The organism is Staphylococcus sp. FSL W8-0304, from assembly GCF_038006565.1.
Classification (GTDB): Bacteria; Bacillota; Bacilli; order Staphylococcales; family Staphylococcaceae; genus Staphylococcus; species Staphylococcus epidermidis.
Genome location: NZ_JBBOVL010000001.1, coordinates 1319934 through 1340780 on the forward strand (window position 1 = coordinate 1319934; position 20847 = coordinate 1340780).

Annotated in this window: 21 protein-coding genes; 15 read left to right on the forward strand and 6 right to left on the reverse strand. The window is 31.8% G+C overall.

The features are described from left to right. Positions 1-109: 109 nt before the first annotated feature. On the forward strand, positions 110-547 hold the full coding sequence (brxB, locus tag NST35_RS06290) for a bacilliredoxin BrxB (RefSeq protein ID WP_002446504.1): 438 nt from the start codon (positions 110-112) through the stop codon (positions 545-547). Between the two features lie 12 nt (positions 548-559). Continuing rightward, positions 560-1537 (forward strand): aromatic acid exporter family protein, encoded by a 978-nt coding sequence (locus NST35_RS06295; RefSeq protein WP_002457709.1) that lies wholly within the window; start codon positions 560-562, stop codon positions 1535-1537. 52 nt (positions 1538-1589) lie between these two features. Here NST35_RS06295 and prli42 read toward each other — a convergent pair whose 3' ends face one another. Continuing rightward, the gene (prli42, locus tag NST35_RS06300) at positions 1590-1685 is read right to left on the reverse strand and encodes a stressosome-associated protein Prli42 (RefSeq protein WP_002493579.1); all 96 of its coding nucleotides are present in this window, start codon (positions 1683-1685) and stop codon (positions 1590-1592) included. A gap of 230 nt (positions 1686-1915) precedes the next feature. Here prli42 and NST35_RS06305 point away from each other — a divergent pair, with 230 nt between their 5' ends. From NST35_RS06305 to NST35_RS06315, 3 genes are all read left to right on the forward strand, one after another. Then, on the forward strand, positions 1916-3040 hold the full coding sequence (locus NST35_RS06305; RefSeq protein WP_002457708.1) for a M20/M25/M40 family metallo-hydrolase: 1125 nt from the start codon (positions 1916-1918) through the stop codon (positions 3038-3040). A 79-nt stretch (positions 3041-3119) separates the two neighbouring features. Next, a complete protein-coding gene (gndA, locus tag NST35_RS06310; RefSeq protein ID WP_002457707.1) occupies positions 3120-4526 on the forward strand; it encodes an NADP-dependent phosphogluconate dehydrogenase in 1407 nt (468 codons plus the stop codon). Positions 4527-4696: 170 nt separating this feature from the next. Continuing rightward, entirely contained in the window at positions 4697-6352 is a 1656-nt protein-coding gene (locus NST35_RS06315) for a glycoside hydrolase family 13 protein (RefSeq protein WP_002457706.1), read from the forward strand. Positions 6353-6586: 234 nt separating this feature from the next. Here NST35_RS06315 and NST35_RS06320 read toward each other — a convergent pair whose 3' ends face one another. Together NST35_RS06320 and zwf are read right to left on the reverse strand one after the other, a co-directional pair. Beyond that, complete coding sequence (locus tag NST35_RS06320) at positions 6587-7468, reverse strand: AraC family transcriptional regulator (protein ID WP_002457705.1); 882 nt, start codon at positions 7466-7468, stop codon at positions 6587-6589. Between the two features lie 201 nt (positions 7469-7669). Next, positions 7670-9154, reverse strand: coding sequence for a glucose-6-phosphate dehydrogenase (gene zwf, locus NST35_RS06325; protein ID WP_002446498.1), 1485 nt, complete (start codon positions 9152-9154; stop codon positions 7670-7672). A 424-nt stretch (positions 9155-9578) separates the two neighbouring features. Between zwf and rnz the strand changes: the two genes are divergently transcribed. Then, the gene (rnz, locus tag NST35_RS06330) at positions 9579-10499 is read left to right on the forward strand and encodes a ribonuclease Z (protein ID WP_002446497.1); all 921 of its coding nucleotides are present in this window, start codon (positions 9579-9581) and stop codon (positions 10497-10499) included. 49 nt (positions 10500-10548) lie between these two features. Here rnz and proC read toward each other — a convergent pair whose 3' ends face one another. Beyond that, entirely contained in the window at positions 10549-11364 is an 816-nt protein-coding gene (gene proC, locus NST35_RS06335) for a pyrroline-5-carboxylate reductase (protein WP_001831307.1), read from the reverse strand. 161 nt (positions 11365-11525) lie between these two features. On the opposite strand from proC, the gene NST35_RS06340 reads away from it, so the two are divergent. Next, positions 11526-12284 (forward strand): SDR family NAD(P)-dependent oxidoreductase, encoded by a 759-nt coding sequence (locus tag NST35_RS06340; protein ID WP_002457704.1) that lies wholly within the window; start codon positions 11526-11528, stop codon positions 12282-12284. A 212-nt stretch (positions 12285-12496) separates the two neighbouring features. Here the strand turns inward: NST35_RS06340 and NST35_RS06345 are convergent, their stop codons facing one another. After that, positions 12497-13405, reverse strand: a complete 909-nt coding sequence (locus NST35_RS06345) for an aldo/keto reductase (protein ID WP_002457703.1) — start codon at positions 13403-13405, stop codon at positions 12497-12499. An 82-nt stretch (positions 13406-13487) separates the two neighbouring features. Between NST35_RS06345 and NST35_RS06350 the strand changes: the two genes are divergently transcribed. The 3 genes from NST35_RS06350 to xerD all read left to right on the forward strand — a co-directional run bounded on the left by NST35_RS06350 (position 13488) and on the right by xerD (position 15514). Beyond that, on the forward strand, positions 13488-14030 hold the full coding sequence (locus NST35_RS06350) for an NUDIX hydrolase (protein ID WP_002457702.1): 543 nt from the start codon (positions 13488-13490) through the stop codon (positions 14028-14030). A gap of 104 nt (positions 14031-14134) precedes the next feature. After that, on the forward strand, positions 14135-14584 hold the full coding sequence (gene fur / locus NST35_RS06355) for a ferric iron uptake transcriptional regulator (RefSeq protein ID WP_001831103.1): 450 nt from the start codon (positions 14135-14137) through the stop codon (positions 14582-14584). 42 nt (positions 14585-14626) lie between these two features. Continuing rightward, positions 14627-15514 carry a site-specific tyrosine recombinase XerD gene (gene xerD / locus NST35_RS06360; protein ID WP_340747278.1) on the forward strand — a complete coding sequence of 296 codons (888 nt, stop codon included), beginning with the start codon at positions 14627-14629 and terminating at the stop codon, positions 15512-15514. Positions 15515-15566: 52 nt separating this feature from the next. On the opposite strand, the gene NST35_RS06365 is transcribed toward xerD, so the two are convergent. After that, positions 15567-16091 (reverse strand): DUF309 domain-containing protein, encoded by a 525-nt coding sequence (locus NST35_RS06365; protein ID WP_020362153.1) that lies wholly within the window; start codon positions 16089-16091, stop codon positions 15567-15569. A 97-nt stretch (positions 16092-16188) separates the two neighbouring features. Between NST35_RS06365 and NST35_RS06370 the strand changes: the two genes are divergently transcribed. The 5 genes from NST35_RS06370 (at position 16189) to NST35_RS06390 (ending at position 20788) form a co-directional block, all read left to right on the forward strand. Continuing rightward, positions 16189-16920, forward strand: a complete 732-nt coding sequence (locus tag NST35_RS06370; protein ID WP_002457699.1) for a segregation and condensation protein A — start codon at positions 16189-16191, stop codon at positions 16918-16920. Continuing rightward, a complete protein-coding gene (gene scpB, locus NST35_RS06375; protein ID WP_002500992.1) occupies positions 16913-17455 on the forward strand; it encodes an SMC-Scp complex subunit ScpB in 543 nt (180 codons plus the stop codon). Before NST35_RS06370 ends, scpB begins: the two co-directional genes overlap by 8 nt. Then, entirely contained in the window at positions 17448-18185 is a 738-nt protein-coding gene (locus NST35_RS06380) for a pseudouridine synthase (RefSeq protein ID WP_002457698.1), read from the forward strand. Before scpB ends, NST35_RS06380 begins: the two co-directional genes overlap by 8 nt. A 133-nt stretch (positions 18186-18318) precedes the next feature. Next, positions 18319-19044 (forward strand): response regulator transcription factor, encoded by a 726-nt coding sequence (locus tag NST35_RS06385; RefSeq protein WP_002446487.1) that lies wholly within the window; start codon positions 18319-18321, stop codon positions 19042-19044. Beyond that, entirely contained in the window at positions 19028-20788 is a 1761-nt protein-coding gene (locus NST35_RS06390; protein ID WP_002457697.1) for an ATP-binding protein, read from the forward strand. The genes NST35_RS06385 and NST35_RS06390 overlap by 17 nt, the downstream gene beginning before the upstream one ends. The last annotated feature ends 59 nt before the right edge of the window (positions 20789-20847 follow it).

The window sequence follows — 20847 nt, forward strand, 5'->3', positions numbered from 1 at the left end:
ATTTCAACTAGAATTTTTCAATCATCATAAATTAATCCTGTTGAACAATGTGCTGTTAATTAGTAGAATAAAATAAGTAAAATTAACTTATTATGGAAGGTGACAAATCATGGATTTAAACTTTGATTTATATATGAATGATGTTGTTGAACAAGCACGAAACGAAATTGAGCATGCTGGTTATCAACAATTAACTTCTGCTGAGGATGTTGATCAAGTTTTACAACAAAAAGGGACATCTTTAGTCATGGTAAATTCCGTATGCGGATGCGCAGGTGGGATTGCACGTCCTGCTGCGGCACATGCATTACATTATGATAAATTACCTCAACGATTAGTTACAGTATTTGCAGGGCAAGATAAAGAGGCAACACAACAAGCCAGAGAATATTTTGAAGGATATGCACCCTCAAGTCCATCTTTTGCTTTGATTAAAGATGGTAAAATCACCGAAATGATTGAACGACATCAGATTGAAGGTCATGATGTAATGGACGTAATCAATCAGTTGCAATCTTTATTTGATAAATATTGTGAAGAAAGATAAAAGGTTAGTTCCATGCTTAAGTTAAATCCCTATAAAATAGGATTTAGAACTGTCAAAACTGCTGTGGGAATGACTTTAGGAGTAATCATATGTAAACTTTTAGGTTTAGATAATTATGCATCCAGTGCTATTTTAGTTGTATTGTGCATAAAGCACACTAAGATGCATTCAGTACAAGCAATTTTATCTCGACTAGTTTCATGTTTACTCATATTATTTTTAGGTTCAGCAATTTTTAGTCTTTTAGGACAACATGCATTTGTTTTAGGTTTAATTGTTTTGTTGTTTATTCCTTTGACTGTTGTTCTAAATGTGCAAGAAGGTGTTATTACTAGTTGTGTCATATTATTACATGTCTTTAACGCCAAGGCTATTAATGGGCACCTTATTTTAAATGAAATAATGCTATTAATAGTGGGCTTAGGTATAGCATTTCTAATGAACTTAATGATGCCTAGTTTAGATAAGAAATTGAATCATTTTAAGCAGGATATCGAAAATCAAATAACTGAAATATTTAATATTTTTAGTCAAGCCTGCTCAATGCATAATGATCATTTAAATATTAAATTTGATTCATTACTTTTAAATATTAAAAAAGCAAAATCACTTGCTTTTAGAGATGTTAAAAATCACTTTGTACGAAACGAAAATTCATTTTATCATTATTTCGATATGAGGGAAGAACAAGTTGAATTATTAAAACGTATGACATCGTTATTAGAAAAGATAAATACAGATGATCCTATACTTGAAAAGATTTCACAATTAATGTATGAAATTGGAAGTAATGTAAATAGCAATGATTATACGGCTCTAAGACTACATTCACTTTATGAAATACGTTTATCTCTCGATGATTTACCATTACCGACTACTCATAAGACTTTAAATTCCCGTGCACATATTATTCAAATTCTAAATGAACTAGAAGAATACTTAAATATTAAATCTCAATTTGGTTCTTTAAAATTGCATAGTGAAATATAAAAAAACCGTTACTTGACGAAATATTAATTAACGTCATGTAACGGTTTTTTCATTAGTTCATTAATGGAGCTATGCTAGTTAATAGTAATGCTAGTACTACTGCAATTAACATAACAACAATAATGACACGTAACACTTTATTGTTCAATTTTAATCCTCCGCATCATAAAGTCATATTCAACCATTGAGTCATTGACACTATAAACTATAATTCATTCACTCGTAAAATATCAACTTTATAATAATAAAATTATATACTTTATCTTATAGGTTGTAAAATGTCATAGAATTAAATCATTAGTGAAGAGTTAAATTAGTTTTGACAATTCATAATGTCAGTTAAAATATATTTATACAAGTAAAAAGGGGGGACCAAAAATGATTAATCAAAAGCGTTTATTAGATTGTTTTCTAGAATTAGTGCAAATTAATTCGGAAACAGGACACGAAGAAACAATTCAACCTTATCTTAAAGATACGTTTAAAAAAATGGGGCTCAATGTTATTGAAGATGAAGCTTCAAAAAATGATGGATTAGGTGCTAACAATCTTATTTGCACGCTAAAAAGTAATATAAGTCATCAGAATGTGCCGAAAATTTATTTTACAAGTCACATGGATACTGTAGTTCCAGGAAAAAACATCCAACCTGTAGTAAAAGAAGATGGATACGTTTATAGCGATGGAACTACGATACTTGGCGCGGACGATAAAGCTGGTCTTGCGGCAATAATTGAAGCGATTAAACAAATTAAGGAATCAAATTTGCCACATGGACAGATTCAAATAATTATAACCGTGGGAGAAGAATCTGGATTAGTAGGTGCTAAAGCAATAGATACTCGACTTCTAGATGCAGATTTCGGCTATGCTGTAGATGCAAGTAAAGATGTTGGAACTACTGTTATCGGTGCTCCAACTCAAGTAAAGATTTATACAACTATAAAAGGGAAAACAGCCCATGCAAGCACACCTAAAAAAGGTATTAGCGCAATAAATATTGCATCAAAAGCAATCAGTCGAATGAAATTGGGACAAGTAGATGCATTAACAACAGCCAATATCGGTAAATTTCACGGTGGCTCTGCAACTAATATTATAGCTGATGAAGTCACTTTAGAGGCAGAAGCACGGTCACATGATGATCAAAGCATTAATAAACAAGTGAAACATATGAAAGAGACTTTCGAAACAACAGCAAATGAATTAGGTGGTCAAGCTGAAGTGTTAGTTGAAAAAAGTTATCCTGGATTTGAAGTTAATGAAACTGACAAAGTAACACAATATGCTATATCTAGTGCATTAGCCCTCGGGCTAAAAGGGGATACCTGTATTGCTGGTGGTGGTTCAGATGGCAACATCATGAATCAATACGGTATTCCTTCCGTAATTTTAGGAGTAGGATATGAAAACATACATACTACTTCAGAAAGAATAGCAATAAAAGATATGTATATGCTCACAAGACAAATAATAAAAATTATTGAGTTAGTAGCTGAATAAAACATGCATATCATGATTGTTAATTAGCGATTTATGTTACAATATTATTGAAAATTTTTGAACAAGAGAGGTAAGTAATATGACACAACAAATTGGAGTAGTGGGTTTAGCAGTAATGGGGAAAAACCTAGCTTGGAATATTGAATCACGTGGTTATAGTGTTTCTGTTTATAACCGATCAAGACAAAAAACTGATGAAATGGTTAAAGAATCACCTGGAAAAGAAATTTACCCAACATACTCTTTAGAAGAATTTGTAGAATCTTTAGAGAAACCTCGTAAGATTTTATTAATGGTAAAAGCTGGACCTGCAACAGATGCCACTATAGATGGTTTATTACCTTTATTAGACGATGATGATATTTTAATTGATGGTGGTAATACTAATTACCAAGATACGATTCGTCGAAATAAAGCTTTAGCTGAAAGTAGCATTAACTTTATTGGTATGGGGGTTTCTGGTGGAGAAATCGGCGCACTCACGGGACCTTCTTTAATGCCAGGTGGTCAAAAAGATGCTTATAATAAAGTCAGCGATATATTGGACGCAATTGCTGCTAAAGCACAAGATGGTGCTTCATGTGTGACTTACATTGGCCCTAATGGTGCAGGACATTATGTTAAGATGGTACACAATGGTATCGAATATGCTGATATGCAATTAATTGCTGAAAGTTATGCAATGATGAAAGATTTATTAGGCATGTCACATAAAGAAATTTCTCAAACTTTTAAAGAATGGAATGCTGGAGAACTTGAAAGTTATTTAATAGAGATTACAGGTGATATTTTCAATAAATTAGATGATGACAATGAAGCACTTGTAGAAAAAATATTAGATACTGCAGGTCAAAAAGGCACAGGTAAATGGACTTCAATTAACGCACTAGAATTAGGTGTTCCGTTAACAATCGTTACAGAATCTGTATTTGCGAGATTCATCTCATCAATTAAAGAAGAACGTGTTACTGCATCTAAATCTTTAAAAGGACCTAAAGCACATTTTGAAGGCGATAAAAAAGCATTCTTAGAAAAAATACGTAAGGCACTTTATATGAGTAAAATATGCTCATATGCTCAAGGTTTTGCTCAAATGAGAAAAGCCAGTGAAGATAATGAGTGGAATTTGAAGTTAGGCGAATTAGCAATGATTTGGCGTGAAGGTTGTATTATTCGTGCACAATTCCTACAAAAAATAAAAGATGCCTACGATAATAATGAAAACCTACAAAACTTATTATTAGACCCTTACTTCAAAAACATTGTTATGGAATATCAAGATGCACTACGTGAAGTAGTAGCTACTAGTGTATACAATGGCGTGCCAACACCTGGTTTTTCAGCAAGTATAAATTACTATGATAGTTATCGTTCAGAGGATTTACCTGCAAATTTAATTCAAGCACAACGTGATTACTTTGGCGCACATACTTATGAACGTAAAGACCGTGAAGGTATTTTCCATACACAATGGGTAGAAGAATAATTAAAATTAAAAAATCTCACTCTAAATTGGGTGGGATTTTATTGAAATTTTAATGTAAACGTTTTCTCTTAGCATAATTTTTATCAAAATTAATGAGTCCTTTTATTTTAACTTATTAATTTTGTTTATTTTAATATTTTAGTTTTTTTAATAATAGAGGAGATGATTTTATGAAAAGAAATTGGTGGAAAGAAGCTGTTGCATATCAAGTATATCCACGTAGTTTTAATGATAGTAATGGAGATGGAATAGGTGATTTGCCTGGATTAATTGAAAAATTAGATTATCTAGAAAATTTAGGAATAGATGTCATTTGGTTAAGCCCAATGTATCCATCACCAAACGATGACAATGGATATGATATTAGTGACTACAAAGGCATTATGAGTGAATTTGGTACAATGGACGATTTTGATCAATTGTTATCAAGCATACATCAAAGAGGAATGAAATTAATATTAGACTTAGTGGTGAATCACACATCAGATGAACACCCATGGTTTATTGAATCAAAATCTAGTAAAGCAAGTGCAAAAAGAGATTGGTATATTTGGGCGGATCCTAAACCTGATGGATCTGAACCTAATAACTGGGAAAGTATCTTTAATGGTTCAACTTGGGAGTTTGACGAATCGACTAAGCAATACTATTTCCATTTATTTAGCAAAAAGCAGCCAGATTTAAATTGGGAAAATCCAGATGTAAGACAAGCTGTGTTTGATATGATGAATTGGTGGTTTGAAAAAGGTATTGATGGATTTAGAGTTGACGCCATTACTCATATTAAAAAGAATTTTGAAGCAGGAGATTTACCTATACCTGATGGCAAAAAATTTGCTCCAGCATTTGATGTAGATATGAATCAGCCAGGAATACAAGAATGGCTCCAAGAAATGAAAGATAAATCGTTAAGTCGGTATGACATTATGACTGTAGGCGAGGCTAATGGTGTCACTCCTAATGATGCTGAAGAATGGGTAGGAGAAGAAAAAGGGAAATTTAATATGATATTCCAGTTTGAACATCTCGGTTTATGGAGTACTGGCGATACGAAATTCGATGTTAAATCCTATAAACAAGTCTTAAATCGTTGGCAAAAGCAACTAGAAAATGTAGGTTGGAATGCTTTATTTATCGAAAACCATGATCAACCACGCCGTGTTTCAACCTGGGGTGATGATAAAAATTATTGGTATGAATCAGCAACTAGTCACGCTACTGCCTACTTTTTACAACAGGGCACACCTTTTATTTACCAAGGTCAAGAAATAGGTATGACTAATTATCCATTTGAAAGCATTGAAAGTTTCAACGATGTCGCAGTTAAAACTGAATATCAAATAGTCAAAAAAGAAGGTGGAGATGTCAATCAATTACTAGATAAATATAAAATGGAAAACCGAGACAATGCAAGGACTCCAATGCAATGGAATAATTCAATCAATGGTGGATTCACTACTGGTAAGCCATGGTTTCATGTAAACCCTAACTATACAGAAATTAATGTTAAACAACAACTAAATGATAAGTTTTCGATACTCTCTTATTATAAAGCGTTAATTCAACTTAAAAAATCTGATTTGATTTACACCTACGGTAAGTTTAATATGGTCGATGCAGAAAATGAGCATGTTTTTGCATATACACGCTCATTTAAAAACAATACAGTATTAATTGTAGCCAATCTAACAAATGAAGTATCAGAACTAAACCTACCTTTTGAATTAGATATTTCATCTGTAGATATAAAATTGCATAATTATCACTTAAATGATATAAATTTAGACCATATTAAACCGTATGAAGCATTCGTCGTTGAAATATAATACCGTGACGATAATTCAGAAATTAATAATGAACACGCCAGTGACGTTAATTACCTCACTGGCGTGTTCACTATACATTGGTAGTCCATAACTCATTTATATTAAGTTTGTCCCGACTAAATTTAGTTGAACACAACTCGAAGAATTTCATTCTAAAATTCAACAAATCTATCGAGTTGGAATTCAAAACACAATTCATATAATACTGATAACCTCATAACTCTATGTCACATCTTAATTTTGATAATCCTCATCTAAATCATAGATTTCTTGTTTAATAGGTAACCATAGTTGAATCTTAGTGAACGGGTCATTAAATGAAATATCAAGTGGATAAATCTCAACATATAAACTATTTCGCTCATAGGGTAAAGTTAGTTGTAAGCTAGATTCAATATAATACCAAGCCTCGTTTGTAGCATAATCAATTTCACCTTGTAAATTAAACAATGCATAATGGCGACCAGGTAAAAATCTGCTTTCAAGGTGTGAAGGGTAACGTTCACTCGGAACACCAACAAATATTTCTAAACCTTGTTCCAGAGGACAACTGACTACAAATAATTCATACGGGCTCGTATCATTATAACGTTTAAGTTCTTTAATATAACCATCTACTAATAAATCCTCTAAAAAGTCTGGGATATTAAATGGATTTGATAATTGCTTAGTAGGAATAAATCTTGAATAGCCAACTAAAGATATATCATCAGTCTCTTGAAGCCTGTATGTATAGGGTGCATTTTCAGTCGTTGATAATTTTATATACAATCGTTTCTGTATTTTTAGTTCATCTTTTTTTGTTGTAGCTTGAATAGGTGAGATACCATGAAAATCACTAAAATCATTTGCGAAATCATTTGAATTCGCATAACGATATTTCTTAGCAACATCCATTAATCGACTAGCTCCATTAACAACATCGTTTGCTGCTATTGTCATTTTACGTGCACGTGCGTATTCCTCTGGTGACTGACCAACAATCATCTTAAAAGATTGATCCAAATGATACGGCGAAAGACCAACGTAATCACTTAATTCTTGCAAATTAAAAGGCTCTAACAAACGATCCTCAATATATACAATTGCTTGTTGTATTTGCTTGATAACGTCCAAAACTTTCACTCCAATTAAATTCAATCATAATCTTTATTGTACATTATTTTTAAATATTATACATCTTAAAGCTAGATTAATTTTTTGCAAAAATATAAAAAATGTGAATGATTATAGTCTTAATCACTACAAGTTCTTTTGAACGTTGTGTAAATTAAGATATCATCATTCACACTAATCTATATTTATATAAAATTCATATTAGTGGATATCATCCCACCAATGATTCCCATCGCGACTTAATAAAAGATCACTTTCAAGAGGGCCATTTGTGCCCGCTTCATAGTTAGGGAAACATGGTTCAACCATTGTCCATTGATCTTGGATTGCATCTACAAATTTCCAAGTAGATTTTAATTCTTCCCAATGTGTAAAATTAGTCGCATCACCTTTAAGACAATCAAACAATAAGTTTTCATATGCATCTACGGTATTCATTTTATCTTGGGCACTCATTGCGTATGATAATTGCACGGGCTCAGTATCAATTCCTTGAATGTTCTTTTTAGCATTTAAATGCAATGAAATTCCTTCATTTGGTTGAATATTAATGACTAGCAAATTGGAATCTAGTAAATTGTCAGTTTCATAATATAAATTCATAGGTACTTCTTTAAATTCTACTACGACTTGTATCGTTTTTGATTTCATGCGTTTACCTGTTCTAATATAGAAAGGAACTCCAGCCCATCTAAAGTTGTCAATTGTTAATTTACCCGATACAAATGTAGGTGTAACCGAATCCTTTGCTACACGATCTTCTTCTCGATATGACTTAACCTGTTTACCATCTATAGTGCCTTGATCATATTGACCACGCACGAAATTCTTTTTAACTTCTTCTGGTTTTAATTGTCTAAGAGATTTAAGTACTTTGACTTTTTCTGCACGTATATCTTCACTATTCAAACTTATCGGTGCTTCCATTGCAAGTAAAGCAACCATCTGTAGCATGTGATTTTGTACCATGTCTTTAAGTGCACCACTAGATTCATAATACCCACCACGATCTTCGACACCTAATACTTCTGATGATGTAACTTGAATATTTGAAATGTATTTATTATTCCATAAAGGTTCAAACATTGCGTTTGCGAATCGTAATACTTCTATATTTTGCACCATATCTTTGCCAAGATAGTGATCTATCCGATATATTTCTTCTTCTTTAAACGAACGTCTTATTTGATTATTTAATGATTCAGCAGATTTAAGATCACTGCCAAATGGTTTCTCTATAACTAAGCGTTTAAAGCCCTTTGTTTGAGTAAGACCAGAAGATTTAAGGTAATCTGAGATCACTCCAAAAAATTGTGGTGCCATAGCTAAGTAAAACAGACGATTTCCACCTAAAGCAAATTCTGAATCTAGTCGCTCACTAAATTGAAGTAATGACTGATAACTATCTTTATCACTCACGTCAGTTTTATGATAAAAAACATGCGTCATAAACTCATCAATTCTATCTGTATCTTTAACATAAGTTTGAATTGACGCTTTAACTTGGTCGCGAAATTGTTCGTTATTATAGTCGCGACGTCCTATACCAATAATAGCAATATGTTCATCTAAATTATCTTGTTGATATAAATGAAATATAGAAGGAAATAGCTTTCTATGACTCAAATCTCCTGTGGCACCGAATATTGTAATCAAACAAGGAATGTGTTTTTGTTTAGTACTCAAGATTAAAACCTCAATTCTTAAATAAATATAATAAAAGATGATATACTTTATGATTAAACATAATTTTAGTTACGATACTTTTATTGCGTAGTATTAAAAGTAAATCAATCACATAGTTAAATATGCTTATGGATTTCATTTGATAGGAATGTAATTTTAATTCATATCAAAACATACTAGATTAATTTATTATATGATAATCACAACTTAAGGTCATTATATTTGCTTAAAGTTAAGTAAAATAAATTGAAAAATGCTTTATGACTCAAAAAATCAACTTTAACAAATATGAGACACAAGTTTGCGCTTAATAAAATAATATCAAAAATGATTATGCGATAATAGTTTATAATTATATTTTATTTCTTGATATAGAAATTATTCTTACGTATGATAAAATGAGTTAAGAAGAGGAGGATGAAGCATGGAAGTTACATTTTTCGGTACAAGTGCTGGGTTACCGACGAAAGAGAGAAATACACAATCCATTGCTTTAAATCTAGAACCATATTCAAATTCGATATGGTTATTTGATGTGGGCGAGGGAACACAACATCAAATTTTAAGACATTCTATTAAGTTAGGGAAGATAGATCATATTTTTATAACACATATGCATGGTGATCATATTTTTGGTCTCCCTGGACTACTAACAAGTCGTTCGTTTCAAGGTGGAGAAAATAAACCCCTTACTATTATAGGGCCTAAAGGGATTCAAAATTACATCGAAACATCTTTACAACTTTCTGAATCGCATTTAAATTATTCGATTACCTATATCGAAATCAATCAACAATTAGCGTATCACCACAATGGTTTTACTGTACAAGCTGAAATGCTTAACCATGGCATTCCTTCATTCGGATATCGTATTGAAGCCCCAATCACGCCTGGTACAATCAATGTAGATGCCTTGAGAGATATTGGACTAGAACCTGGTCCAAAATATCAGGAAGTTAAATTACAAGAAACGTTCGAATATAAAGGATTAATATACAATTCAGATGATTTTAAAGGTAAAGCTAAACCTGGTCCAATTATCAGTATATTTGGTGATACAAAACCGTGTGAAAATGAATATAAATTAGCAAACAACTCTGATTTAATGATTCATGAAGCAACTTACATTGAAGGAGATAAGAAACTTGCTAATAATTACCATCATAGTCATATAGACGATGTATTTAATCTAATTAAGCAAGCCAATGTAAATAAAAGTCTTATCACTCATATCAGTAACAGATATAACATTGATGAAGTTACATCAATATACAATGAGTTATCCCTTGATCAAACTTCTCCACATTTTTATTTCGTTAAAGATTTCGATACCTTCAAAATATAATAAAACGCTTTTCTCTCAGAATACTATCTTAGGAGAAAAGCGTTTTTATTTATTCATCTTCTTTATGTGATAATTCCATACTTCTATTCACAGCTGCACCTAAACAATCTTCAAACATCGACACAATATCATATTGAGATAGTGCATCAAGTCCAGCTTGTGTAGTACCACCTTTAGATGTAATATTTTTTCTTAATTGAGACATACTTAAATCTGAACGCTCAATCATTTTACTTGTTCCAATAATTAAATTGCGTATAGATTCTTCGACTTGATTTCGTTCTAAACCTAATTCAGTACCTGCTTTTACATATTGTTCAAATACATGATATAAAAATGCCGGCCCACTTCCTGTAATTGCAGTAACTTGATGTAGATGTTCTTCGGAGACTTCTATAACTGATCCAAATGCATTGATTAATTCATCCACTTCATTTTTAGATTTAGGATCAAAATTATTTGAAAAACTTATTCCAGTAACCGAATGTCCAACTTGAGCATTTGTATTTGGCATAATACGAGCTAGTGGATTATTGGTATTAAGTTGCTGACGAATATAATCAATAGATAAACCTGCCATTATAGAAATAAACCTATTATCGTTCGTAATGTGTTCTCTAATACGATTAGCTAAATTTTCAAAATCATGGGGCTTTGTACCTAAAAATACATAATCGGCATCTTTGAGTAATGCTTCATCATCATAACTATAATTAACCCCTAATTTTTCTGCAAAGCTTTTTAATGCTTGTTCATTGGATTTATTAGTTAAATAAATATCATTTGCATTTAAATTGTTGGAATTAATAATTCCAGTAAAAATTGCCTGCGCCATATTACCAGCGCCATAAAATACAAGTTTCATATTCATCTCAACTCCTTCAATTTTGAATACTATTCATTGACTTAAAGTTATGCATATATAGTATCATATATCATAGTTAAGTAATATTACACACAAATAAAATTGAATGCTATCACACTTTATTAAGCTTGTTATTAAAATATACATAAAGGAGGAGCGACGTGATAGGTAAACACTTTATTATAACTGGAGCAACGAGTGGGTTAGGATATGCAATAACCAATGAATTACTTCAAAGAGGCGCCCACGTTACTATACTTGCAAGAAATATCGATAAGTTCAATCGAATCAAAGAAAACTATTTTAAACCTGAACATATCAATGTGATTAAATGTGATTTAATGCAACGAAAAGATATTGAATCATTACAAGCGTTTTTAACCACACCTATAAATGGTTTCATCTATAGTTCAGGTGTCGGATATTTTAAGTCTATAAATGAACATTCAACTCGTGAAATATTAGAAACTTACGAGATTAATCTTACAAATTTTAATTTGTTATACAAAGTGATTCAACCCCAATTAGTAAAAGCAGCATATATCGTTGGTATATCTAGTCAAGCTGCTTTAGTTTCTCAGGCTAATGCGGCCCATTACGGTGCATCGAAAGCAGGGTTTAGCGCCGTGCTTAATGCATTGAGATTAGAACAACCGGAATTAAAAGTACTCAATGCACAGCTCGGTCCAATAGATACACCATTCCATAAAAACGCAGATCCTACTCTTAAGTATTTTAAAAATTATAGACACATGATGATGCAACCACAACAACTTGCCAAGCGAATAGTGGAAGGAATAATACTAAATAAAATTGAAATTAATCAACCATCATGGATGCAAATAATGCTTAAATTTTATCAATTATGTCCACGTACACTAGAAAAATTTTGTCCAAAACTATTAAAAAATAAAGTTTAAGGTAAAAAACAACATTGACTGAATGGACATTTTTACAAATGATCTTTCAAAACCTCATCTTCGGATTTTATCAACGTGGTCAATATGATTTTTGGTATTAGTATTGCCTTAAAATAAAGAGATCCTACAGACGTCATTTAACCGTTTTATCTGTTGGATCTCTTTATTTAAGTATAGTCATTTAGGTATTTAACAAGTTGGTTAATATCCTTTTATTTCAAATGTTGTGTATATTCAATATCTTTTACTCTATTACGTGCGGATTTGATTTGATCTAAACTAATTTCTTTATAATAATTGCGGACATTCTCTTCAAGTTGTTCAACGTTACTAGCTCCTACAATAATTGACCCCATAGCATCATGAGAAGTTAAATATTTAAATGATAACGCGGTTAAATTACTTTCCAATTCTTTAATAGAAGCAATCGTGCTACCTAATTCGTCTTGAGTGTAATCTAACACACCGTTTTCAAATTTTTCATCTATAACATCAACACTTTTTGAAGTTAATAAACCTTTAAATACAGGGCCACGTGCTAGAATTTTAACTTGCTTATCATGAACATCATTAATAAGACTTTCAGGACGATTATCTATTAAATTAAACTGGGACATAAGTGTTTCAATTTGACTATTTTTAAGATAATAGTCTATCACGTTAGGGCGTATAGATGAAATTCCATATGCGCGAATATATCCTTCTTGCTTTAATTCATCAAATGCACTAATAGTTTCGTCCAGAGGATCGTCTATTGTTCCGCCATGTAATTGATATAAGTCTAAATGGTTTAATCCTAATCGTTTCAAAGATCCTTTAACACTTTCTTTAATATATTTTTTCGAAGGATCCCACGTCATATGTCCATCGTCAGTTAATCGATTTCCAACTTTAGTTCCGATAACGATGTCATCACGATTTTGATATTTTTTTAATGCTTTACCAACAATTTCTTCATTAACTCCTTGATCGTAAATATCTGCAGTATCAAAATACGTAATACCATTATCAATTGCACTTTCAATAATAGGTTGGGCTTTTTTATAATCTGTGCCTAAACTCATGCAACCTAACCCAAGTTCAGAAATTTCGATGCCACTTTTTAGAATATTTTTTTGCATGTCCAGTCTCCTTTCGATACACTTTAACTGACGAATTCAGTTTATCAATTTATAAAAACAATTAAAAGGAACGTGTTTAAATATGAGATTAAACGAAAAAACAATCGATAGAACGGTTATTTACAATGGTAGTATTATTGATTTAGAAGTACATGATGTTGAATTACCCGATGGCAGTACATCTAAACGTGAACTTGTGTTTCATCATGGTGCGGTAGCAGTGTGTGCAATAACACCTGAAAATGAAGTTTTATTAGTTAAACAATTTCGTAAGGCTGCAGATCAACCACTTTTGGAAATTCCTGCAGGTAAATTAGAACAGGGTGAAGATCGTAAAGAAGCGGCTATTAGAGAACTACAAGAAGAAACAGGATATATTGCTTCAGATTTGCAATTTGTCACTAATATGTACGGGTCTCCTGGATTTTCAAGTGAAAAACTTTCTATATACTTTACAGACCAATTAACGATTGGAGAAACCAATTTAGATGCTGATGAATTTGTCGAGCTTCAAAAAGTACCTTTAAGTCAAATAGATTCATTGCTAAAAGATAATAAAATTGAGGATGCCAAAACAATCATTGCGTTGCAACATCTATTATTAAATTATAATCATTCTAAATAACAAGCAAATCTTCTTGCTTTTTACCGACAATATTGGTATTTTATTAAATGAACCATGGATTAAATTAAAATGATTATAATTCTTAGTAGAGGAGTGAGGCTTCCGTGGAAGAACGATTAAATCGCGTGAAGCAGCAATTACAACAATCATCATATAAATTGACTCCACAAAGAGAGGCAACTGTTAGAGTATTAATTGAAAATGAGAAAGATCATCTTAGCGCAGAAGATGTGTACTTAAAAGTCAAAGATAAGGCTCCAGAAATAGGGTTAGCAACCGTTTATAGAACTTTAGAATTGCTAGCTGAAATAAAAGTGCTAGATAAAATAAATTTTGGTGATGGTGTAGCTCGTTTTGATTTAAGAAAAGAAGGTGCCAAGCATTTCCATCATCATCTTGTTTGTATGGAATGTGGTAAAGTCGAAGAAATTGAAGAAGATTTATTACCTGAGGTTGAAAATCGTGTTGAAAATGAGTTTAATTTTAAGATTTTAGATCACCGTTTAACGTTTCACGGTGTATGTTCTGAATGCCAAGCCAAAAATAAGCAATAACTTAGCCAATAGACAAGTTACCGCTTCAATAGGGGTGCTAACATGAATAATATCATTGACGAATATTTAAATTTTATTCAAATTGAAAAAGGATTAAGTAACAATACTATAGGGGCGTATCGAAGAGATTTGAAAAAATATAAAGATTATCTTGAAGATAACAAGATTTCACATATCGATTTTATTGATAGACAAATTATCCAAGAGTGTCTTGGCCACCTTATAGATATGGGGCAATCTTCAAAATCTCTCGCAAGGTTTATTTCTACAATAAGAAGCTTTCATCAGTTTGCATTACGCGAAAAATATGCTGCCAAAGACCCAACTGTTTTAATAGAAACGCCCAAATATGAAAAGAAACTGCCAGATGTGCTTGAAATAAACGAAGTAATAGCATTACTGGAAACGCCTGATTTAGCTAAGAATAATGGATATCGTGATCGTACGATATTGGAACTTTTATACGCCACAGGTATGCGTGTAACTGAAATTATTCAATTGGATGTTGAAGACGTAAACTTAATGATGGGATTTGTACGAGTGTTCGGAAAAGGGAATAAGGAAAGAATCGTCCCCTTAGGAGATACTGTCATCGAATATTTAACTACGTATATCGAAACCGTAAGACCTCAATTACTGAAACAAACCACAACCCAAGCGCTATTCCTTAACATGCACGGAAAATCTTTATCAAGACAAGGCATTTGGAAAATCATTAAACAATATGGTTTGAAAGCTAATATCAATAAGACGCTTACACCACATACTTTACGGCATTCATTTGCAACACATCTCTTAGAAAATGGCGCAGATTTAAGAGCCGTACAAGAAATGTTAGGTCACTCTGACATTTCTACAACACAACTTTATACACATGTATCCAAATCACAAATCAGAAAAATGTATACGCAGTTTCATCCAAGAGCTTAGTAATATAGGAATTTGTAACCAGTAAATTTATGTTTAATAGCCAACCATAAATTTACTGGTCTTTTTTATTACTTCTATTTCGATACTGTCTATGGAATAGAGCACGTTCTCTATTTTTTATCACTTCAGTTCTGTCACGTTTAATATGATGATCAACAATATATGGTTCCTTAATTATTTGAGAAGTAAATAAATAATCCGGATATTTACGTTTAATAAGTGTCCGAAACTCTAGTTCAATAGGTAATTGTAACGGAGTAAATTGTTTTTGTAATTTAACTGCTTCAATCCTTTTCATAATAAGTTGTTTAAATTCATTGATATTAAGGTGTAATTGAGTCGCATCTTTAGCGTGGTTGATAGTTAATAACGCTTTTTCAAAAGATTTTAATGCGCCTTTTAAATTCCCACGTCGATAGTGATAATTAGCTGTTGCAAACAAAATCAGACTTACCACTGCATCATGTTTTGAAAAAGTATTTTGTGATTTCCAAGCATCTTCTAAAATATCATGACATAGAAAGTAATGTTGATGCTTATGAAACTGATAATAATAATCCATTAATGATTGTTCCATTAGATTTCACCCATAATTTAAAAGTTATATGTATTCATGCTATAATAATTTAGTGAAATATGCATTAACGACGCAATTTGATATAGAGGTAGATGTAATGTATGAAGTAAAACTCGATGCATTTAATGGTCCATTAGACTTATTATTGCATCTAATTCAAAAATATGAAATTGATATTTATGATATCCCTATGAAAGCCTTAACTGAACAGTACATGCAATATGTTCATGCGATGAATCAACTAGAAATTAATGTTGCTAGTGAATATTTAGTTATGGCATCAGAATTATTAATGATTAAAAGTAAATTACTATTGCCTCAATCGAGCATCGAAGAAGATATAGAAGAGGATCCTCGTGAGGACTTAGTAGGAAGACTTATTGAGTATCAAAACTATAAAGAATATACTGAAATATTAAATACTATGAAAGAAGAACGCGATCTTTATTTTACTAAACATCCGACGGACCTTACTCATTTAGAGACAAATGAATCGTGGGATCCTAATCAAACGATTGATTTAACTGAATTGATTGTAGCTTATCAAAGAGTTAAAAATCGGGTTGAACTTAACACTCCTAAATCTGTAGAAATTAAAAAAGAAACATTTACGATTCAACAAGCGACAGCCCAGGTTACCGAACGATTAAAACAACATGAATCGTTTAACTTTTTCAGTTTATTTACATTTCATGAACCGGTCGAACAAGTTGTTACTCATTTTTTGGCAATTTTAGAAATGTCAAAATCAGGAGTAGTTAATATCAAACAAACAAAACAATTTGATGATATTGACATAATAAGAGGAGTGAACTATAGCATTGGATAATATTGCAATACTTGAGGCATTACTATATACCTCCGGCGATGAAGGATTAGAGCAAAAACAAATTATTGACATATTAGACATCAACCTCAATCAATTAGAAGATTTAGTTAGTAGATATCATTCACATGGCTTAACAATTCAGAGATATGGGTCAACTTATGTACTTACAACAAAAAAAGAAACTTTTACATACATAGAACAATTAGTCAAAGAAAAGTCTAAAATGAAATTATCCCAAGCAGCAATGGAAACACTCTCTATTATTGCATATAATCAACCGCTGACTCGTGGAGATATAGAAATGATTAGAGGAATTAATTCGGATGGAGCTGTAAAAACTTTAATTGCTAGAGGATTAGTAGAAGCAAAAGATGTTGATCATTCTAGAAGCCATCATTTACTAACCACAGATTTATTTCTAAATGTGTTTGGAATCGAAAACTTAGATGCATTACCAACTACAGAAGATGATGAAGCAGAAATGGATGAATTCTTTAGTAATTTAGTTAACCAAAAAGGAGAGTCAAATGAGTAAAGAAAAAGAAAGATTACAAAAAAGAATCGCTAAAAGCGGGTATACATCTCGTCGAAAAGCAGAAGTACTTATCACTGAAGGACGAGTTAAAGTCAATGGACAAACTGTAACAGAATTAGGTTCCAAAGTGATGCCATCAGATTTAGTTGAAGTTGATGGTATTAAAATCGAACAAGAAGACAAAATTTATATTTTGTTTTATAAACCAACTCAAGTCATTACGAGTGTTTCTGATGATCGTGGACGTAGGGTGGTTACGGATTACTTTGATGATCTAGAATCACGTATTTATCCGGTTGGACGATTAGATTATGACACATCTGGAGTTTTATTATTAACTAATGATGGAGAATTTACTAATTTGATGACACATCCTCGATATCACATTAAAAAGAAATACGTCGCTAAATTAAAAGGTTATTTAATGAGAGAGGAAATTAAGCAACTTGAAAAAGGAATAGAATTAGAAGATGGATATACACAACCAGCACAAGTTAAAATAAAAAAGCAAGATAAAGAGAAAAATACGACTTTAGTTGAAATTACAATTAGTGAAGGGCGAAATAGACAAGTTAGACGTATGTTTGAGTATTTCGGTCATCAAGTTAATAAATTAGCAAGAATTCAATTTGGCCCCATAGATTTAAAAGGTTTGAACGCCGGTGAAGGAAGAGTTCTTACACCACATGAAGTAAAAACATTAAGACATTTGGCTGAAAACGGTAAATAAACACTAAAAAGATGTAATTACCATCAAGATTGATATTTTTTTCACAAGGTTAACCTTTGAGTCACTCAACATCGTTAACCTATGATATAATGACAAATGTATTTAACAGCAAGTGTAGGAGGTAGTAAAAAGTATGACTAACGAAATTTTAATCGTTGATGATGAAGATAGAATTAGAAGATTACTTAAATTATATTTAGAAAGAGAATCTTTTGAAATTCATGAAGCAAGAGATGGTAAAGAAGCCTACGAGCTTGCTCTTGAAAACAACTATGCGTGCATCCTCTTAGATTTAATGCTTCCTGAAATGGATGGAATTGAAGTTGCCTCTAAACTTAGAGAACATAAAGATACACCTATCATCATGCTTACTGCAAAAGGTGAAGAAACAAATCGTGTTGAAGGATTTGAATCGGGAGCAGATGATTATATTGTGAAGCCTTTCTCACCAAGAGAAGTAGTATTGAGAGTAAAGGCGTTATTAAGACGCACACAAACTGCAAACACTGAGCAAAGCGAACCGCACGCACGCGATATTATTGAATTTAGTCATCTAGTGATTGATAATGACGCTCATCGGGTCCTTGCGGATAATCAACAAGTGAATCTAACACCTAAAGAGTATGAATTACTCATCTATTTAGCTAAAACTCCAAATAAAGTATTTGATCGAGAACAGTTACTTAAAGAGGTTTGGCATTACGAATTTTATGGGGACTTGCGTACAGTAGATACTCATGTCAAAAGACTTAGAGAAAAGTTAAATCGAGTATCAAGTGATGCTGCACAAATGATACAAACTGTGTGGGGTGTCGGTTATAAATTTGAGGTAAAACCTAGTGATGAACCGACTAAATAGTGTTGTTATAAAACTGTGGTTAACTATTATTTTAATAGTAGCGACAGTTTTAATTTTATTAAGCGTTTCATTAATCACTTTTATACAATATTACTTTACGCAAGAAACAGAATATGCGATTAAAGAAGATGCCAAAAGAATTAGTTCACTTGTTGAGAAGTCTCATAACAAAACGTTAGCTATCCAAAATAGCCAAACACTCATTGATGGACCGGGTGGTCTCATTATTATGAACGACATGAGCGAGAAACCAGACTCATCATATAAAGACACTAAAAAACAAATGTTCAATGAAATAAAAAAGAGTACTAAATTTAAAAAAGTGTTTAAAGAAGGTGAGTATGAAACCCAAAATATTACAATAAAAAATAAAGGTAATTCTCAATCTTATCTTTTGTTAGGATACCCAATGAAAGCTCAAAAGGGTGCTCAGAGCCATTATAGTGGTGTTTTTATATATAAAGATTTGAAATCTATCGAAGATACAAATAATGCTATTACAATTATTATCTTAATAACTGCTATTATATTTACTATAGCAAGCACAATATTTGCATTCTTTTTATCTAATAGAATAACAAAACCCTTACGTCAATTAAAAACTCAAGCACAAAAAGTTTCTGAAGGAGATTATAGTCAAATTTCAACAGTCGCAACTAAAGATGAAATAGGTGATTTATCACGTGCATTTAACAACATGAACGTTGAAATTCAAGAACATATCAAAGCAATTTCTTCATCTAAGAATATAAGAGATACATTATTAAACTCTATGGTAGAAGGCGTTCTAGGTATTAATAATCAACGTGAAATCATATTGTCGAACAAGATGGCTGATGATATTATGCGTCACATTGATGATTTTTCAAAAGAATCTATTGAACAGCAAATTGAAGCAACATTTGAATCACAAGAGAATGAGTATTTAGAATTAGAAATTAATACAAGATACTATGTATTTATCTCCAGTTATATAGATAGAATTCAAACGAATGGTAGAAGTGGTATTGTCATGGTCATCCGTGATATGACAAATGAACATAATCTTGATCAAATGAAAAAAGATTTTATAGCAAATGTATCACATGAATTACGTACGCCAATCTCTTTATTACAAGGTTACACTGAGTCCATAGTAGACGGTATAGTTACCGAACCAGATGAAATACGTGACTCATTAGCAATCGTTTTAGATGAATCTAAGCGACTTAATCGTTTAGTCAATGAATTACTAAATGTAGCTCGTATGGATGCTGAAGGATTATCAGTTGAGAAGGAATTACAACCTATTCAGCATCTTCTTGATAAAATGGAGTCTAAATATCGCATGCAAAGTGAAGAGTTAGGTTTAACAATGACGTTTGATTCTAATAATGAAGAACAATTATGGAACTATGATATGGATAGAATGGATCAAGTATTAACTAATCTAATTGATAATGCAACAAGATATACGCAAGCTGGTGATTCTATAAAGATTTCTATTGATGAAGATTCAGATTTCAATATTTTAACAATAACTGATACAGGCACTGGTATAGCGCCGGAACATCTGAAACAAGTATTTGACCGTTTTTATAAAGTAGACGCTGCTCGAAAAAGAGGTAAGCAAGGCACTGGGTTAGGTCTTTTCATTTGTAAAATGATTATTGAAGAACACGGTGGACGTATTGATGTTGAGAGCGAATTAGGCAAAGGTACTTCATTTATTATTAGACTACCTAAATCAAAACAAATTAGTTAGAAACCGAAAAGTATCATAAATTGTCAGTTTCAATGATTATTTTGAAAACAGAGAAATTA

Coding starts and splice junctions, on each gene's coding strand:
- rnz (WP_002446497.1), top strand. CDS start 9,579: ATGGAAGTTACATTTTTCGGTACAAGTGCTGGGTTACCGACGAAAGAG.
- NST35_RS06305 (WP_002457708.1), top strand. CDS start 1,916: ATGATTAATCAAAAGCGTTTATTAGATTGTTTTCTAGAATTAGTGCAA.
- NST35_RS06380 (WP_002457698.1), top strand. CDS start 17,448: ATGAGTAAAGAAAAAGAAAGATTACAAAAAAGAATCGCTAAAAGCGGG.
- gndA (WP_002457707.1), top strand. CDS start 3,120: ATGACACAACAAATTGGAGTAGTGGGTTTAGCAGTAATGGGGAAAAAC.
- NST35_RS06390 (WP_002457697.1), top strand. CDS start 19,028: ATGAACCGACTAAATAGTGTTGTTATAAAACTGTGGTTAACTATTATT.
- NST35_RS06365 (WP_020362153.1), bottom strand. CDS start 16,091: ATGGAACAATCATTAATGGATTATTATTATCAGTTTCATAAGCATCAA.
- NST35_RS06345 (WP_002457703.1), bottom strand. CDS start 13,405: ATGCAAAAAAATATTCTAAAAAGTGGCATCGAAATTTCTGAACTTGGG.
- NST35_RS06350 (WP_002457702.1), top strand. CDS start 13,488: ATGAGATTAAACGAAAAAACAATCGATAGAACGGTTATTTACAATGGT.
- NST35_RS06315 (WP_002457706.1), top strand. CDS start 4,697: ATGAAAAGAAATTGGTGGAAAGAAGCTGTTGCATATCAAGTATATCCA.
- brxB (WP_002446504.1), top strand. CDS start 110: ATGGATTTAAACTTTGATTTATATATGAATGATGTTGTTGAACAAGCA.
- proC (WP_001831307.1), bottom strand. CDS start 11,364: ATGAAACTTGTATTTTATGGCGCTGGTAATATGGCGCAGGCAATTTTT.
- NST35_RS06295 (WP_002457709.1), top strand. CDS start 560: ATGCTTAAGTTAAATCCCTATAAAATAGGATTTAGAACTGTCAAAACT.
- NST35_RS06370 (WP_002457699.1), top strand. CDS start 16,189: ATGTATGAAGTAAAACTCGATGCATTTAATGGTCCATTAGACTTATTA.
- NST35_RS06385 (WP_002446487.1), top strand. CDS start 18,319: ATGACTAACGAAATTTTAATCGTTGATGATGAAGATAGAATTAGAAGA.
- xerD (WP_340747278.1), top strand. CDS start 14,627: ATGAATAATATCATTGACGAATATTTAAATTTTATTCAAATTGAAAAA.